The organism is Terribacillus sp. DMT04 (genome assembly GCF_019056395.1).
In the GTDB taxonomy this organism is placed as follows: domain Bacteria; phylum Bacillota; class Bacilli; order Bacillales; family Amphibacillaceae; genus Terribacillus; species Terribacillus aidingensis_A.
On the sequence record NZ_CP077639.1, the window covers coordinates 71,454 to 88,384 of the forward strand.

Below are 16,931 nucleotides of genomic sequence, written 5' to 3' on the forward strand. Positions count from 1 at the left end.
TATTAAACCGATGAGGAAAAATGTAGAACTCTATTCTCATGTGCCTCTAGGTCTTCTTTATCTTTTTTATGTATAGAAGCTTAGAGATTTGTAGGCAATTATCCTTAAATGTTGATTTTTGTAAGTTATTGTTAAACAAATCCAGTTAAAAACGTTATAATTTGGTGGACATTTCAAAGCGGACTTTTAATACAGGAATAGTAATAGGACATACCAACACAACCATACAGTGGTGAAGTTCGTTCTGTTAAGAAAAAATTGGAGGGATTAGATGAAAGCAGCAAAACACCTTAGTTGGTTCGTACTGGCAATTGCATTATTTTTAACTGGATGTGGAGCTAATGAGGCTTCAACAGAATCAAAAGGGGAAGAAAAGAAAACACCATCTCCGGAAGAGATTCTAGAGAAAAGCTTTGAAGCGGATGCTGATATGAAGAGTGCTGATATTGATATGAATATGAAGATGGATATCAATGCGCCAGGTGTTGAGCAGTCAACTACTAGTTCCATATCAGGAACAATCGTAATGGAGCCAACTATATCTATGAAGCTAAACATGGACACAATGGGTGAACAAGTCGAATCGTACATTAAGGATGATACACTCTACTTATATGAACCAACTACAGCGGCGTGGTATAAGATGGATGCAGATTCCGAAACTAGTGCTGCCCTCGATCCGAAGCAATATGAGCAACCGATAGGCAGCCAGATTAAGACAGTACAGAAAATGGCCGATAGTATAACGGTTTCTGAAACAGATACAGAATATATTCTTGATGTAAAGATAGCCGAAGATAAAATGAAAGATATTGTGGAAGAAGAGATGGGTGCCTCTTATGAAGAGATTGTGGCCTTAGAGGATGTCTCCTATGATAAGTTTGACTACACTATCACGATTGACAAAGAAACCAACTATTTCAAGAACTACAAAATTGATATGGTTATGAAGGCAACCCAAGCAGGTGAAGAAGGTACGGTAAATGCTGTGATAGAAGTTAATACAGATAACTTCAATGAAACGGACGCTATTGAGCTGCCAGAGGAAGTAGAAGGTGCTATTGATATAACCGAAGAAGCAGGTATGGCTTACTAAGCAGTGCTTAATAAAGATTCCTTTTAGAGCAAGTGTGATAGGTGATTTATGAACAGGATTTTGATTGGCATTGCTGCCTCTTTCAGAATCCTGTTTTTTTGTATATATGCACATGGGTAACGATAAGTATGTATAATTCTCTCCATACATGAATTCAATCTTCACTATTCCCCTCTGCTTTAAATAATCCTCTCAACTAGTTTTTATAACCAACGTTTGTTAATGTGTAACCATCCCAAGAGATATTTTTTTCTGTAGTATTGAATAGTGTTAGAAGTTCTTTCCGTAACAAGACAGATAGTTCTCTTTCTGTAGATAGTGTCCCGGTTAATTGACTTTGTGGGCTCATTAGCTTATTCTTTTTTAGTCTTCTAAGATCGCCATCTTAAAATGCATAGTTTTTTGAGACAATCTATCGTCTTGATTCTTAAGAGATAGTTATACTTGCTATACAATCATATGGATGATCTACATATTTCAACTATTCCCTCATTATAAGATACCTTTGAATATCGAACTTTTGTTCGTGCTATAATACATTGAAAGGAGCTGCTATAATGTCGTCTGATTACTTTAAAATAAAGCTAGAATACATAAGCAAGGTTCTCACATGGCGGAATTAAAAGGAGATGAGCGGCTAGATGATCTGCTTGCGGAGCAAAGTATGCGTATTATCCAGAGTCCGACTGTTTTTGCCTTCTCATTAGATGCAGTGTTGCTGGCTGATTTCGCGTCTATTCCTCTTGCAAAAGGAAGAATTTTAGACTTATGCTCCGGTAATGGGGTTATTCCTTTATTGATGAGCAGAAGAACGAAAGCGCAAATTACAGGCGTTGAGATTCAAGAACGCCTTTATGATATGGCAGTTCGCAATGTGACATTAAATGAGCTGGATGAACAGGTGGATATCGTGCATGGAGATTTAAATGACATGCCGGCTTTCTTTGGTAACGGTCCTTTTGATGCTGTAACGTGCAACCCTCCTTATTTTAAAACACCCGGCAAGCGCGAGCAAAACCTGAATGAACATCTGACGATTGCTCGTCATGAAGTGATGTGTACATTGGATGATGTGATTCTAGCTTGCCGTAAGCTAGTTAAACCTGGCGGAAAGGTGAGTCTTGTGCATCGTCCGGAGCGGATGCTTGATATTGTAACAGCAATGCGCCAGCAGAAAATTGAACCAAAACGCATGCGGCTTGTGTATCCGAAGCCTGATAAAGAGGCCAATATCCTGTTAATCGAAGGAGTGCGTAATGGTAATCCTGGCTTAAAGGTGTTGCCGCCGCTTTATTCACATACTGCAAATGGGGGATATACCGAAGAATTAGAGGAAATCCTGTATGGAAGAAAATAAGCATGTTGTCTATATAGTGAAGTGCAAGGATGAAAGTTTGTATACCGGCTATACAAATGCACTTATTAACCGCTTGAAACAGCATAGCGCTGGTAAAGGTGCAAAATATACAAGAGGCAGAGGACCATTCATTTTAGTATACATCCAAACATTCGAAACAAGGCAGGCAGCATTGCGCGAGGAATATCGGATCAAGCAACTCTCTAAGAAGCAGAAATGGAAGCTTATATTGGAAGGGGGAAGATAGCATGCAATCACAGAAAAGTTTTGAGAAGCATCAGACAGGAATGCTTTTTATTATCCCGACACCGATCGGCAACTTGCAGGACATCACATTGCGAGCACTGGAAACATTGAAGCAAGTACATACTGTAGCTGCAGAAGATACACGCAATACAATAAAACTATTTAATCACTTCGATATTCAAACACCGTTAATCAGTTATCACGAACATAATCGTAAAGCGAGAGAACAAATGCTGCTGGATTTGTTAGCAGAAGGAAAAGATATTGGGTTGGTCAGCGATGCTGGCATGCCGGCAATTTCTGATCCGGGTCAGGAATTGGTTCAAGCAGCGGCTGCGGTTGGTTATCCGGTAGTTGTACTTCCAGGAGCCAATGCAGCGCTGGTCGCATTAGTCGGTTCTGGTATTTCGACTGATGCTTACCAGTTCTTCGGATTTTTGCCGAGAAAGAAGAAGGATTTAACGAAAGAATTAGAAAAGCTGCGCAAGGTGCCGGCAACATTGGTTTTTTATGAAAGTCCTCATCGTTTAAAAGAAACGTTAGCGGCTATTCATGATAGTTTCGGTAATCGCAAAGTAGCACTAGGTAGAGAACTGACGAAACGATATGAAGAGTTTCTGCGAGGTAACTTACAAGAAGCCGTGGAATGGGCTGCATCGGAAAATTTACGCGGCGAGTTCTGTATTGTAGTGGAAGGTGCATCAGAAGCAGAGCTGCAGGAAGCAGAACAAGCTTTCTGGGAGAATATGAGTGTGCAGGAACACGTAGATTGGTATATAGAGAAAGATGGTATCCCATCTAAGCAGGCAATCAAACAAGTAGCCAGTGATCGCAAGCTGGCCAAACGCGATGTTTATCAGGCCTATCATGTAGAATAAAAAAACCGCTCCTTTTAACGGAGCGGTTTTTGCTTATTTGTTCAAACGTGTTTGAATTTCATTGATTAGTTCTTCTGCACCTTCGCGGCTAAGAACTAGTTTGCCATTTGCTAATGACAAGTTATCATCAGAAATCTCACCAGTGATATGGCAAGTCATGTTTGGTTTGTATTTTTTAAGAATGATGCGGTCATCATCAACGTAAATTTCCAAAGCATCTTTTTCGTTGATGCCAAGTGTGCGGCGCAATTCAATTGGAATTACAACCCTTCCTAGTTCATCTACTTTACGTACAATACCTGTTGATTTCATCCTTTGTTTCTCCTCTCGGGTGTATATATATGTTGATTCGTCATTATTCGACAATTTAACTAAAGCTATCGTACCAGTGATTGACATATGTGTCAATTCAAATATCTTGAAGCAAAGCGCTTTTCTGGCAGGAACAACAGGTAAAAGGGAAATGATTAGGTATTTTAGCCCCTAACACTGTATTTAAATGTAAAATAGGAGAAATAAAACAGGGGATTTCATCTGAACAATGACAAAAGAAATGTGCCGATAAGTCGACATTATTCGACAAATCGACTCGATATGTCGGATTACTACTATAAAATACGCAGATTGGATCTGTTTTCTGTCGCATCGCGATGAAATTATTTCAGCTGGATTGGAATTTATAGTAGAAAGTCGCTACAATAGAGGTAAGTGTAAATGTATACGAACGGCTCATCTTTGTGAGCTTTTTTGATAATGGAGGGTAAGCAGATGCAGAAAGAAAATAAAACATTTTATATCACAACGCCGATTTATTATCCGAGTGGCAAGCTACATATCGGACATGCCTATACGACAGTAGCAGGTGATGCGATGGCGCGCTACAAGCGTCTGCGTGGATACGATGTTGCGTATTTGACAGGTACTGATGAACATGGCCAGAAGATTCAAAAGAAAGCAGAAGAAAAAGGTGTAACACCGCAAGCGTATGTAGATGATATTGTTAAAGGAATAAAAGACCTTTGGAAGACACTTGAGATTACGAACACAGACTTCATTCGCACGACAGAACCGCGGCACAAAGAGACGGTACAGAAAATCTTCTCTCGTCTGTTAGAGCAGGGTGATATTTACTTAGATGAATACGAAGGCTGGTACTGTACGTCTTGTGAGTCCTTCTTTACAGAAACACAGCTGCAAGACAGTAAATGTCCTGACTGCGGCGGACCTGTTGATCGCGTTAAGGAAGAGTCTTATTTCTTACGTACGAGCAAGTATGCAGATCGTCTGTTAAAACATTATGAAGAGAATCCTGAATTCATCCAGCCAGTGAGCCGGAAGAATGAAATGATTAATAACTTCATTAAGCCTGGTTTGGAAGACTTAGCTGTGTCTCGTACTTCATTTGAATGGGGACCACAAGTACTGGAAAATCCGAAGCATGTTATATATGTATGGATCGATGCGCTATCCAACTATATCACGGCACTTGGATATGGCTCCGATGATGACAGCTTGTACCAGAAATATTGGCCGGCTGATGTACATTTGATGAGTAAAGAAATTGTCCGTTTCCATACAATCTACTGGCCAATCATGCTGATGGCACTTGACTTGCCATTGCCGAAGAAGGTATTCGCGCATGGGTGGATACTTATGAAGGACGGCAAGATGAGTAAATCGAAGGGGAATGTTGTAAGCCCAGTTGATTTGAAAGAGCGTTATGGTCTTGATCCGCTTCGTTACTACTTGCTTCGTGAAGTACCATTTGGTGCAGACGGCGTGTTTACACCAGAAGGCTTTGTTGATCGCACGAACTTTGACTTGGCCAATGACCTAGGTAACTTGCTGAACCGTACAGTGGCAATGATTACGCAATATAAGGGTGGTATTGTTCCTGCTTATACAGCTGGTGAAACAGAATTTGAGCAGGCGCTGGAAGACATGGCAAAACAAACAGTCAAAGAAGTAGAAGATGGCATGGAAAACATGGAGTTTTCCGTTGTGCTTGCGAAGATTTGGCAACTAGTAAGCCGGGCAAACAAGTATATTGATGAAACAAAACCATGGGTACTAGCGAAAGATGAAGCACAGGCGGACCGTCTAGGCAACGTCCTTGCACATCTTGCAGAAGTATTGCGTCAAGTAGCCATCTTACTCCGCCCATTCCTAGTGGAAACACCAGCGAAAATCTTTAATCAGCTTGGTGTAGAAGAAGCAAGCCAGGCGTGGGATACGCTGCTTTCTTCTGAAGTGAAAGCAGGCCGTCAAGTGAAGAAAGAAGGTCCGATTTTCCCGCGTTTAGATGCCAAAGTGGAAGTGGAAGCTATCAAGAATATGATGAAAGTTCCAGAACCAGAGAAAAAGGCAAAACCGGCAGAGGAACAAGACTTTGCGAAACTTCCAGAAGTGCAGTATGACGATTTTGCGAAGCTTGAATTCCGAGTAGCAGAAGTTGTTGCAGCAGAAAAAGTGAAAAAAGCGAACAAGTTATTGAAAATTCAGCTGGATCTGGGAACAGAAAAAAGACAAGTTATATCCGGAATTGCAGAGCATTATGAACCGGAAGAATTAGTAGGCAAGAAAGTGATTTGTGTAGTTAATTTAAAACCAGTTAAACTTCGAGGTGAGATGTCCGAAGGGATGATCCTTTCCGGTGAAAGTGCGGATGGAAAACTGGCATTGGCAACAGTGGAGCAAGCTTTACCAAACGGTTCCATTGTAAAATAAAGAAAGAAAGGGAGACGCTTGTACACAAGCGTTTTTCCTTTTTTATTAGAATAGAAAGGAAAATGATTTTATGTTATTTGATACACATGCTCATATTAATGATAAGCAGTTTGCAGAAGATCGAGAAGAAATGCTGCAGCGGGCATTGGACGCGGGTGTTTCTCGTCTAGTTGTGATTGGCTGTGACGCAGAAGGCATCACATCAGCAATAGAGCTAGCGGAAAAACACGATTTTGTTTATGCAGCAATCGGCTGGCACCCTGTAGATGCTATTGATATGACAGATGCAGATCTAGAGCGAGTAGAAGAGCTATCAACTCATCCTAAGGTTGTGGCAATCGGTGAGATGGGCCTTGATTATCATTGGGATAAATCACCGAAGGGCATTCAAAAAGATGTTCTGCGCCGGCAAATTCAATTGGCAAAACGTGTGAAGCTTCCTATCATCATTCATAACAGGGAGGCAACAGCTGATATCATCCCTATCTTGAGAGAAGAAGGAGCGGCAGAAGTTGGCGGGATTATGCACTGCTATAGTGATGAAGCTGACCTGGTCCAAGAGTTTCTTGATATGAACTTCTATATATCGCTAGGCGGACCTGTTACGTTTAAAAATGCGCGAGCGCCAAAGGAAGTAGCGAAGATGGTACCGGCAGATCGCTTATTAATCGAGACAGATTGTCCTTATTTAGCACCGCATCCTAATCGCGGGAAACGAAATGAACCAGCTTACGTAAAACTGGTGGCAGAACAGATTGCCGAACTCCGCGGTATCGGCTATGAGGAACTGGCAGAGCTGACGATGCGGAATGCAGAAAGACTATATCAAATCAAAGCATAGAGGGAAAAGCGTGCAAATTAAAGAAGTTATTGTCGTTGAAGGGAAGGACGACACAGCGAAGATAAATCAAGCAATTGAAGCAGATACAATTGAAACGAATGGTTCTGCTGTGAATGCGGGTGTTATTGAGCAGATCAGACATGCCCAAAAAAAGCGGGGTGTCATTATCTTTACGGATCCGGATTATCCTGGTGAGCGGATTCGGCACATCGTCTCGCAGGCAGTGCCAGGCTGTAAGCATGCGTTTTTATCAAAGGATAAAGCTCGTGCAAAACATAATAAAGGGATTGGTATTGAACATGCAACAGCTGAATCAATCCGTGCCGCTTTGGAGCAAGTATATGAGATGGACAACACCTACGAACCGCAAATATCCAGAGAAGCTGTCATCGCTTACGGTCTTTTAGGAGGACCGCGAGCAAAACAAAGACGGAAGCTGCTAGGAGAAAGATTGGCGATTGGGCATACGAATGGAAAGCAGCTGTTAAAGCGGCTGGCGATGTTTCGTATATCAGAGCAGCTGTTCGTTGAAACGATGCAGCGCATTATACAGGAGGAAGAAGATGACGAATGAACGGCATATAGCCACCCCGACACGAACAAAGGAGCTGCTTCAGAAATATAATTTCTCCTTTAAGAAAAGTCTCGGGCAGAACTTTTTAATTGATACAAACATTTTGCGAAATATTATTCACCATGCAGGAGTAACGAAAGAATCTGGTGCAATTGAAATTGGGCCGGGGATGGGTGCGTTGACAGAGCAGCTGGCAATCGCCGCAAACAAAGTATTGGCATTTGAGATTGATCAGCGCTTATTGCCGATTCTGGAAGATACATTATCTCCGTATGACAATGTTCAAGTACGGAATGAAGATATATTAAAAGCAGATGTGCAGAAGGAATTGCAGCAGTACTTCGGCGATCAAGAAGTAAAGATTGTGGCGAACTTGCCATATTACATTACAACACCTATCTTAATGAATCTGTTAACTAGAGAACTGCCTATTTCCAGTATTACAGTTATGATTCAAAAAGAAGTAGCTGATCGGATGGCTGCATCGCCGAATTCAAAGAGCTATGGTTCATTGTCGCTCGCAGTTCAATATTATACAGAAGCGGCTGTTGTCATGACAGTGCCGAAGACTGCTTTCATGCCGCAGCCAAACGTTGATTCGGCAGTACTTCATTTGGAGCTGCGTAAAGAAGCTCCTGTTGCAGTAGAGGATGAAAAGTTCTTTTTTGAACTTATACAGGCATCCTTTGCGCAGCGTCGTAAAACGCTCCGCAATAATTTAAATCGACATTTCTCTGCTAAATTCTCGAAAGAGCAGCTGGAAGACATCATGAATGAAGCGGGTATTGATGGCACTCGCAGAGGAGAATCGCTTGCTATGGATGAATTTGCTGCCTTAGCTAACACCTTTACAGCCAGAAGCTGAACACTTTTGCCCGCCTATCATAAGCTGTAGAAGAAAGCTTTGGTGGATGAGGTGAACGGGAATGGAATGGACGATTGGTGATATCGTCACGAGAAAATCATACCAGCACGATTTATTGTTTCGTGTGTCCAGCTTTACGGCAAATAAAGTCATTCTGCATGGAGAAGATATGCGTCTTATCGCGGATGCTCCAAAAGATGATCTCGTGAAAGCTGGCACACGCGAAATCAGCAAACAAAAGAAAACATGGCAAGATAAAGAAGATTATTCCTACCGTCTTTTTCGCCAGGATTATATGCTGATGAAGGATAAGCGGGAATATGACTCAACTGCAGGCTATCAGCACAGCCCTAACTACTTCCAAATCCCTGCAAAAGTTCTCCATATCGATGGAGACAGAACGTATTTGAAAAAATGTATCGACTTTTACCAGCGGTTTGGCATCCAAGTACACGGTGTTCATCTGCAGGAAAAAGAGATGCCGCTCCAAATTGCTTCCCTTCTAGAAAAAATCCAACCAGATATTATCGTCATAACCGGACATGATGCCTTTCAGAAAAATAAAGGAGATAAGCATGACATGAAGGCTTATCGACATTCCCAATACTTTGTGGAGACCGTCAGAGAAGCTCGTCGGCTTTACCCGCATTTAGATCAATTAGTCATTTTTGCTGGTGCCTGTCAATCTCATTTTGAATCCTTAATTCGAGCTGGTGCAAACTTTGCGAGTTCGCCGAGCAGAATCAATATCCATGCTTTAGATCCTGTTTATATTGTAGCAAAGATTGCCTTTACACCTTTTATGGAGAAGGTTGGTGTTTGGGATGCACTGCGTAATACATTGACAGGAGAACGTGGTCTCGGGGGAATCGAAACTCGCGGATTACTTCGAACTGGCCTGCCTTATGTAGACCCGGATGAGGAAGGTGAAAACAACTGAATAAGCAATCTGACACTTAAATCTACCACTGATGCATAATTTTGCACAAATTTGAAAGAATAAAGTGAAATAAGAAACATTTAATCTTTTCATTGACATCAAAAATGATATGCTGTTATAATGATAAGTTTTATTTGACTTCATATCGGTATTGTGCTATGATTAGATCAGTGAGGTGGAGTGCAGTGGCTAAAACATTAGTTGAAATTAAGCAGGGTCTGGAAGGACAAATTGGTAAACGTTTAAAATTGAAAGCTAATGGTGGGAGAAAGAAAACCATCGAACGTTGCGGAGTACTTGCGGAAACGTATCCAGCTGTATTCATCGTAGAACTTGATCAAGATGAGAATGCGTTTGAGCGTGTCTCCTATAGCTATGCAGATGTCTTAACCGAAACAGTAGAATTAGATTTTGATACAGACGATTTGAATGAAATCGCTAAATAGTGCTAGAAGAAAGCAGAGGATTGTCCTCTGCTTTTTAATTTGTCTTTTTGTATAGATCTGACAGGCATAACACTGGCTGATGAGACAGATAATAAGCGTGTCGTAAATATCAGAAGGGAGCTGTTTTCTTTGGGCAGAAGAAGAGGTATGATGTCTGATGCACTAAAAGAGGAAATTGCAAAAGAACTTGGGTTTTACGACACAGTACAGAAGGAAGGCTGGGGCGGCATACGTTCTCGCGATGCGGGGAATATGGTAAAGTATGCAATTGCCATGGCTGAGCAGTCGATGCAAGACAAACAGCAATAGAGAGCAGCCCTTCTCAATTATCGATGAGAAGGGCTGCTTCTTTTCTGGCAGAATAGCCTGCACCTTCTTTTTATGATACAATTTTGAAGAAATTCAACTAAAGTAGGTGACATGACATGTATTTGCTCGAAAAGGCGCCAGCTAAGATCAATCTTTCGTTGGACGTACTATACAAACGCCCGGATGGCTATCATGAGGTAGAGATGGTGATGACAACGATTGACCTGGCAGACCGGATAGAGTTAATCGTGTTACAGGAGAACAAGATTGAAATCGAATCGGATAACAGATTTGTACCGAACGATGAACGCAATCTTGCCTACCGTGCGGCGCAATTGATCAAAGATACATATAACATTGATAAAGGTGTCAAGATATACATAGATAAGCAGATACCGGTCGCAGCCGGCCTTGCAGGCGGAAGCAGTGATGCGGCGGCTGTACTACGTGGTCTGAACACGTTATGGGAATTGGGATTATCCCTTGATACGCTGGCTGAACTGGGAGCAAAAATCGGCTCAGATGTTTCTTTTTGTGTATATGGGTCAACAGCGCTCTCAACTGGCCGCGGAGAGAAGATAAAAGAACTTCCAGCTCCGCCAGCTTGCTGGGTTGTACTAGCTAATCCAGGAGTGGGTGTTTCCACACAGACAATTTATCAGCAGTTAAAAATCGAAGGTATTGAGCATCCTGATACAGAAGGAATGGTTAATGCGATCGAGCATGGAGATTTCCAGTCTATTTGTGACAAGGTCGCAAATGTATTGGAACCTGTCACACTGAAGCTATGTCCGGAAGTAAAACAAATTAAACAGCAAATGGCTGAAGCAGGAGCAGATGCGGTATTAATGAGCGGCAGCGGACCAACTGTCTTCTCTCTCGTATCACAAGAGAGTCGCGCATACCGGATATATAACAGCTTAAGAGGATTTTGTGAGCAAGTGTATGTTGTTCGGATGCTTGGCGGTCGGCCTGAGCTTGATTAAAACCGTACGAGAGTGTTATTATTTAACAATAACATTCGGTTTTGAGGTGTAGAGATGAAAAGAAGTGAACGTTTGGTTGCGATGACGAATTATTTAATTAATCATCCGCAGCAATTGGTGTCTTTGCCATATTTTTCAACAACGTACGCTGCTGCCAAATCTTCCGTAAGTGAAGATTTGTCTATTATAAATGATATGTTCCAGCAAGAAGGAATTGGGTATCTGCAATCTGTATCAGGTGCAGCTGGCGGTGTTCGCTATATCCCGATTTACTCGAAGGAAAACAGTGCCTCCTTCATTGATGAGCTTTGTGATAAGCTGGCGGATTCAGATCGGCTTCTGCCAGGTGGCTATTTGTTCATGAGTGATATTCTCGGAGAGCCCGCTGCAGTAAACAAAATCGGCCGCCTCTTTGCAACAGCTTTTCACGACCGTGAAATCGATGTCGTTGTAACGGTTGCTACGAAAGGTATTCCGATTGCTTATGCCACAGCGAATTATTTGAACGTTCCTGTAGTTATTGTAAGGAGAGACCCGAAAGTAACAGAAGGATCTACCGTTAGTGTTAATTATGTTTCCGGATCGTCAAGAAAGATACAGACGATGGTGCTTTCGAAACGAAGCATACCTGACCAAGCTAATGTATGTATTGTCGACGACTTCATGAAGGCCGGCGGTACAATCAATGGCATGAAGAGTCTGCTGCAAGAATTCAATGCGAACGTGACGGCTATTGGTGTATTAGCGGAAGCTGAAGATGAAGAAGAGGACCGGGTAGTGGAAGATTACACGTCACTGATTAAGATACAGAACGTGGATGTGCGCAACAAGCAAATTGACGTACAAAAAGGCAATTACTTCAACTGAAAATAGTTCCAACCCCTTACTGAAAATTTTTAAAAAAAAGTTTTAGGTTTAGAAGGAGTTTCCAGAGTTTTGTAGAATTACTGGTAATAAGTTCTAAATAAGGTAAGGGTGGTGAAACATAATGGAAGTAACTGACGTAAGATTACGCCGCGTTAATACCGAGGGAAGAATGCGTGCTATCGCTTCTATTACGATGGATCAAGAGTTTGTTGTACACGATATTCGTGTCATTGAAGGGAATAACGGCTTGTTTGTCGCTATGCCTTCCAAACGTACACCAGACGGCGAATTCCGCGATGTAGCACATCCAATCAACTCTGGCACACGGAGCAAGATTCAGGATGCAGTGCTGCAGGAATATCATCGTGCAGGAGATGAAGAAGTAGAAGTGGTGGAATATGAAGAAGCAGCAGGTGCTTCTTAATAGGAGATCAACAGATGGTATCTGCCATCTTTCATAAAGACAAAACTAACAGCTGTTCTAACATATGGAATGGCTGTTATTTTTATGCCATTATATACGCAATTGAAGGTAAAATTGTCTCGAATTACGTGAAATCAAGCCAGCCTCCTGTTGAAATGACAATTATTTTAAGATATATTTACAGAGGATAAAAGAATGGAGGGTTCGCATGTCAAACCGATATGCAGTCATCCTTGCTGCTGGAAAAGGCACCAGGATGAAATCAAAGCTGTACAAAGTGCTGCATCCTGTAATGGGAAAGCCAATGGTACAGCATGTTACTGACCAGTTAAATTCTTTACACTTAAATAAATTGATTACTATTGTAGGACATGGAGCGGAGTCGGTACAAGCACAGCTTGGCGATGTGAGTGTTTATGCTTTGCAGGAAGAACAGCTGGGTACGGGTCATGCCGTACTGCAGGCGGAAGAATTCCTCAAGGATAAAGATGGTGTGACAGTTGTGTTGAGCGGAGATACACCGTTAATCACAGGTCAGACGATTCAAGCTTTACTTGATCATCATGAACAACAAGGGGCAAGTGCAACAGTTTTGACTGCAAAAGCACCAAACCCTGCAGGTTACGGCCGTGTTATTCGCAATGATGCAGGTGAAGTACTTCGCATTGTTGAGCATAAGGATGCAAATGCAGAAGAATTGATCGTTGATGAGATTAATACGGGTACATACTGCTTTGATAATAAGTTATTGTTCCACACATTACATAATGTATCGAATGATAATGCTCAAGGTGAGTATTACCTTCCAGATGTACTGGAACTGCTGAAGAAAGACAACAAACTGGTGACCGCTTACCAGACAGCTGACTTTGATGAAACAATGGGTGTAAATGATCGTGTTGCGCTTTCCGATGCGGAGCAAATTATGAAACGTCGTATCAATGAGCAGCACATGCGCAATGGTGTATCAATTATCGATCCTGCATCTACTTACATCAGCACGGATGCTGTAATCGGCCAGGATGTGACAATCTTACCGGGTACAATGATCTTGGGCAATACAGTTATTGGGGAAGATAGCGTTATTGGTCCGAATTCAGAAGTGAAGGATGTCACAATCGGAGATCGTACAATTGTGAAGCAAAGTGTTGCACATAACAGCGAAATTGGCAATGATGTCAATATCGGACCTTTTGCTCACATTCGTCCGCAAGCACAGCTTGGCGACAATGTGAAGATTGGTAACTTTGTTGAAGTGAAAAAAGCATCGATTGCAGATGGAAGTAAGGTATCTCATTTGAGTTACATTGGCGATGCTGAAGTAGGAAAAGATGTTAATATCGGTTGTGGTACAATAACAGTGAACTATGACGGTAAAAATAAACATCTGACCAAAATTGAGGACAATGCATTTATCGGTTGTAATACGAATCTGATTGCACCTGTCACAGTCGGAAAAGGCGCTTTAGTAGCGGCGGGCTCGACAATTACGGATGATGTACCATCAGAAGCTTTATCGATTGCAAGAGCAAGACAAGAAAACAAAACTTCTTATTTTAAGAATAAATAATTTTGGAGGGTTACTTGACATGCCCTATACTGATCCATCGTTAAAAGTTTTTTCTTTGAATTCCAATCCGGAGTTAGCTAAGTCAATTGCAGACCATATTGGCGTAGAACTGGGTAAAATCACTGTCTCCCACTTTAGCGATGGCGAAATCCAGATCAATATTGAAGAAAGTATCCGCGGCTGCGATGTGTATGTTGTTCAATCCACTAGCGCGCCGGTTAACCAGCACATGATGGAATTGCTTATCATGATTGATGCATTAAAACGTGCGTCAGCTAAAACGATTAATATTATCATGCCTTACTACGGCTATGCACGTCAGGACCGCAAAGCGCGTTCTCGTGAACCAATCACTAGCAAACTGATTGCTGATATTCTGCAAACAGCTGGTGCAACACGTGTCTTGACGCTTGATTTGCATGCGCCGCAAATTCAAGGTTTCTTTGATATTCCAATTGACCATCTAGTTGGTGTTCCGATTCTATCTGATTACTTCGAGAAGAAGAACTTGGAAGATATCGTTGTTGTATCTCCAGACCACGGTGGTGTAGTTCGCGCTCGCCGCATGGCAGACCGTTTGAAAGCACCAATTGCAATCATTGATAAGCGTCGTCCGCGTCCGAACGTGGCAGAGGTAATGAATATCATTGGTGAGATCAAAGGAAAAACAGCGATCATTATTGATGACATCATTGATACAGCTGGGACCCTTACACTGGCTGCTAATGCGCTAAGAGAAAAAGGCGCAACAGCAGTATATGCAGCATGTTCTCATCCGGTATTATCTGGTCCGGCAATCGAGCGAATCCAAAATTCTCAAATTAAAGAGCTTGTTGTGACAAACTCTATTCCGCTTCCGGAAGAGAAGCAAATTGATAATATCACGCAGCTTTCTGTAGCACCATTGTTCAGTGAAGCAATCATCCGTATTCACGAACAGCAATCTGTTAGTGTACTATTTGATTGATTATATGTTTAGTGCCTGAATCATAAGGGAATCCTTACATGTAGATGCGTAAAAACATGGAGGGTGATTATGATGGCAGTAAAACTTAAAGCAAATAGAAGAGATAACCATACAAAGTCGTATCTCAATGAATTACGCGAGGAGGGTATTATCCCTGCAATCGTGTATGGCAACGGGAAAGAGCCTGTAAGTGTTGCAGTAGATAGTATCGACTTATTAAAAACAGTACGTGACGAAGGGAAAAATGCGGTAATCTCACTGGATATTACAGGAGATGCAGTAGATGTTATGCTGCATGATTACCAAACGGACCCATTAAAAGATCGTATCTTACATGCGGACTTCTTTGTTGTAAATATGTCTGAAGCGCGCACTGTAGAAGTACCGATTCAGCTGGAGGGAGATGCACCAGGTTCTAAAGAAGGCGGTGTATTGCAGCAGCCATTGTACGATTTAGAAATCAGTGCAAAACCTAATGATATTCCGGATCATATTTCAGTCGATGTTTCTAAGTTGGAAGTCGGTGACAGTATCAGTGTAGGTGACCTGCCAGCAAACGGCGCTTACGAAATACTCACAGACGCTGATACAACGATCGCAACAGTCACAGCACCAACTGCAGAAATTGAATCCGATGACACAACTACTGGTGACGCAAGCGATGTAGAAGCAACAGAAGAAGGATCTAAGAACGATAAAGAAGAATAAATGATTGGAAGAAGAGCTGTACCGAAAAGGTGCAGCTTTTTTTATGTTTGATTGAACTTTACCATCTCATCAAACGTCATATAGACAGATAGGAAAGGGGGGGTGAAATGGAAGACGCGGTAAATAGTGTTTCAATCGAGAATGCTAAGAAAGATAAATCAGCTTTCAGTCTGCTATTCCAGCAATACTATGCATTCTTATATCGTTATCTCTTCAAACTCACCATGAATAAAGAAATGACAGAGGACTTACTGCAAGAAACAATGATACGTGCTTATATAAATTTACCTAAATTCCGATATCAATCAAAGTTTTCTACGTGGCTGGTATCTATTGCAACGCGCTTATTCTTGGATGAACAGCGAAAAAGGAAACGTGATAGAAAAAGACATGAGCAGCTGACCGAGAATGAAAAACGAAAAATGAAATGGGAGTTGGCACAAGAAAATCTGGATTGGTCACTGCACCTCGGATTATTTTCCACTCTATCTACAGAGACGAGAACGCTCATCCTGCTTCGTCATTATTATGGCTATTCCATTGAAGAGATTGCTGCAATGACAAAATTAAAAAAAGGAACGGTAAAATCTCGTATCCATTATGCACAAAAGAAATTAAGAGAGGAGTGGCGTGATGAAGCATGATGATGTAATCAAGGAAATGAATGAGGCGTGGACAGAGATGGACAGGAAAGTGCCAATTGATATCCCGGATGCTGAGGAGATCATCCACCAGCTAAATTGTGGAGAGAAGCGATATCAGGAAAGCCTGCGTAAAGAATTATTTGGATTCATCCTTCTCGCATGTGTCTTGCTGTCTCTATATATCGCAGCAGTTGTGCATATCATGTGGGCTTTTTATGTTATGCAATTCGCATCAGCTGCTGCAGTTCTCATTCTATTGTTGGTTGAGAGAAGAAAAAGGAGGGTGATGTAATGACAGCGCACGAATTAACAATCACTCTCTTTGTTATACCAATTTTGCTGGCGCAAGGGATTTGGTTATATATAGATGCTAAAAAAAGAGGCACATATGCATGGGCCTGGGGGATCGTTGGATTGATACAGTTTCCAATGCCACTCCTTTGTTACTATCTATTCATTATTCGCAGAGAGAGAAGGGGGTAGCAG

The 16,931-nt window shown here is 41.8% G+C and carries 21 protein-coding genes; 20 read left to right on the plus strand and 1 reads right to left on the minus strand.

The features are described from left to right. Positions 1-271: 271 nt before the first annotated feature. From KS242_RS00370 to rsmI, 4 genes are all read left to right on the plus strand, one after another. Positions 272-1,096 carry a DUF6612 family protein gene (locus tag KS242_RS00370; RefSeq protein ID WP_217322550.1) on the plus strand — a complete coding sequence of 275 codons (825 nt, stop codon included), beginning with the start codon at positions 272-274 and terminating at the stop codon, positions 1,094-1,096. A gap of 610 nt (positions 1,097-1,706) precedes the next feature. Further along, entirely contained in the window at positions 1,707-2,453 is a 747-nt protein-coding gene (locus KS242_RS00375) for a tRNA1(Val) (adenine(37)-N6)-methyltransferase (RefSeq protein ID WP_217322551.1), read from the plus strand. Next, the gene (locus KS242_RS00380; RefSeq protein WP_217322552.1) at positions 2,440-2,700 is read left to right on the plus strand and encodes a GIY-YIG nuclease family protein; all 261 of its coding nucleotides are present in this window, start codon (positions 2,440-2,442) and stop codon (positions 2,698-2,700) included. Before KS242_RS00375 ends, KS242_RS00380 begins: the two co-directional genes overlap by 14 nt. Before the next feature lies 1 nt (position 2,701). Then, positions 2,702-3,577 carry a 16S rRNA (cytidine(1402)-2'-O)-methyltransferase gene (gene rsmI / locus KS242_RS00385; protein ID WP_217322553.1) on the plus strand — a complete coding sequence of 292 codons (876 nt, stop codon included), beginning with the start codon at positions 2,702-2,704 and terminating at the stop codon, positions 3,575-3,577. A 33-nt stretch (positions 3,578-3,610) separates the two neighbouring features. Here the strand turns inward: rsmI and KS242_RS00390 are convergent, their stop codons facing one another. After that, the gene (locus KS242_RS00390) at positions 3,611-3,889 is read right to left on the minus strand and encodes a transition state genes transcriptional regulator AbrB (protein ID WP_038562480.1); all 279 of its coding nucleotides are present in this window, start codon (positions 3,887-3,889) and stop codon (positions 3,611-3,613) included. 456 nt (positions 3,890-4,345) lie between these two features. Between KS242_RS00390 and metG the strand changes: the two genes are divergently transcribed. The 16 genes from metG (at position 4,346) to KS242_RS00470 (ending at position 16,928) form a co-directional block, all read left to right on the plus strand. Beyond that, positions 4,346-6,304, plus strand: coding sequence for a methionine--tRNA ligase (gene metG, locus KS242_RS00395; protein WP_217322554.1), 1,959 nt, complete (start codon positions 4,346-4,348; stop codon positions 6,302-6,304). Between the two features lie 70 nt (positions 6,305-6,374). Continuing rightward, positions 6,375-7,145: a TatD family hydrolase gene (locus KS242_RS00400; protein ID WP_217322555.1), complete on the plus strand. Its 771-nt coding sequence runs from the start codon at positions 6,375-6,377 to the stop codon at positions 7,143-7,145. A gap of 10 nt (positions 7,146-7,155) precedes the next feature. After that, positions 7,156-7,719, plus strand: a complete 564-nt coding sequence (rnmV, locus tag KS242_RS00405) for a ribonuclease M5 (RefSeq protein ID WP_217322556.1) — start codon at positions 7,156-7,158, stop codon at positions 7,717-7,719. Beyond that, positions 7,709-8,584 (plus strand): 16S rRNA (adenine(1518)-N(6)/adenine(1519)-N(6))-dimethyltransferase RsmA, encoded by an 876-nt coding sequence (rsmA, locus tag KS242_RS00410; protein ID WP_217322557.1) that lies wholly within the window; start codon positions 7,709-7,711, stop codon positions 8,582-8,584. The genes rnmV and rsmA overlap by 11 nt, the downstream gene beginning before the upstream one ends. A gap of 61 nt (positions 8,585-8,645) precedes the next feature. Further along, positions 8,646-9,524: a sporulation peptidase YabG gene (gene yabG / locus KS242_RS00415; protein ID WP_217322558.1), complete on the plus strand. Its 879-nt coding sequence runs from the start codon at positions 8,646-8,648 to the stop codon at positions 9,522-9,524. Positions 9,525-9,709: 185 nt separating this feature from the next. Further along, the gene (gene veg, locus KS242_RS00420) at positions 9,710-9,970 is read left to right on the plus strand and encodes a biofilm formation stimulator Veg (RefSeq protein ID WP_038562465.1); all 261 of its coding nucleotides are present in this window, start codon (positions 9,710-9,712) and stop codon (positions 9,968-9,970) included. Positions 9,971-10,099: 129 nt separating this feature from the next. Next, positions 10,100-10,279, plus strand: a complete 180-nt coding sequence (locus KS242_RS00425) for a small, acid-soluble spore protein, alpha/beta type (RefSeq protein WP_217322559.1) — start codon at positions 10,100-10,102, stop codon at positions 10,277-10,279. Positions 10,280-10,395: 116 nt separating this feature from the next. After that, positions 10,396-11,265 carry a 4-(cytidine 5'-diphospho)-2-C-methyl-D-erythritol kinase gene (gene ispE / locus KS242_RS00430; RefSeq protein WP_097043669.1) on the plus strand — a complete coding sequence of 290 codons (870 nt, stop codon included), beginning with the start codon at positions 10,396-10,398 and terminating at the stop codon, positions 11,263-11,265. Between the two features lie 54 nt (positions 11,266-11,319). Next, positions 11,320-12,132 carry a pur operon repressor gene (gene purR, locus KS242_RS00435; RefSeq protein ID WP_217322560.1) on the plus strand — a complete coding sequence of 271 codons (813 nt, stop codon included), beginning with the start codon at positions 11,320-11,322 and terminating at the stop codon, positions 12,130-12,132. Between the two features lie 121 nt (positions 12,133-12,253). Continuing rightward, a complete protein-coding gene (gene spoVG, locus KS242_RS00440; protein ID WP_077303863.1) occupies positions 12,254-12,556 on the plus strand; it encodes a septation regulator SpoVG in 303 nt (100 codons plus the stop codon). A 208-nt stretch (positions 12,557-12,764) separates the two neighbouring features. Further along, positions 12,765-14,126, plus strand: coding sequence for a bifunctional UDP-N-acetylglucosamine diphosphorylase/glucosamine-1-phosphate N-acetyltransferase GlmU (glmU, locus tag KS242_RS00445; protein ID WP_217322561.1), 1,362 nt, complete (start codon positions 12,765-12,767; stop codon positions 14,124-14,126). A 19-nt stretch (positions 14,127-14,145) separates the two neighbouring features. Next, complete coding sequence (locus KS242_RS00450; protein ID WP_077303857.1) at positions 14,146-15,093, plus strand: ribose-phosphate diphosphokinase; 948 nt, start codon at positions 14,146-14,148, stop codon at positions 15,091-15,093. A gap of 72 nt (positions 15,094-15,165) precedes the next feature. After that, the gene (locus tag KS242_RS00455) at positions 15,166-15,801 is read left to right on the plus strand and encodes a 50S ribosomal protein L25/general stress protein Ctc (protein WP_217322562.1); all 636 of its coding nucleotides are present in this window, start codon (positions 15,166-15,168) and stop codon (positions 15,799-15,801) included. A gap of 107 nt (positions 15,802-15,908) precedes the next feature. Beyond that, a complete protein-coding gene (gene sigY / locus KS242_RS00460) occupies positions 15,909-16,445 on the plus strand; it encodes an RNA polymerase sigma factor SigY (RefSeq protein ID WP_217322563.1) in 537 nt (178 codons plus the stop codon). Further along, positions 16,435-16,737: a YxlC family protein gene (locus tag KS242_RS00465; RefSeq protein ID WP_217322564.1), complete on the plus strand. Its 303-nt coding sequence runs from the start codon at positions 16,435-16,437 to the stop codon at positions 16,735-16,737. Before sigY ends, KS242_RS00465 begins: the two co-directional genes overlap by 11 nt. Further along, positions 16,737-16,928 carry a transcriptional regulator gene (locus tag KS242_RS00470; RefSeq protein ID WP_217322565.1) on the plus strand — a complete coding sequence of 64 codons (192 nt, stop codon included), beginning with the start codon at positions 16,737-16,739 and terminating at the stop codon, positions 16,926-16,928. The genes KS242_RS00465 and KS242_RS00470 overlap by 1 nt, the downstream gene beginning before the upstream one ends. Positions 16,929-16,931: the final 3 nt, after the last annotated feature.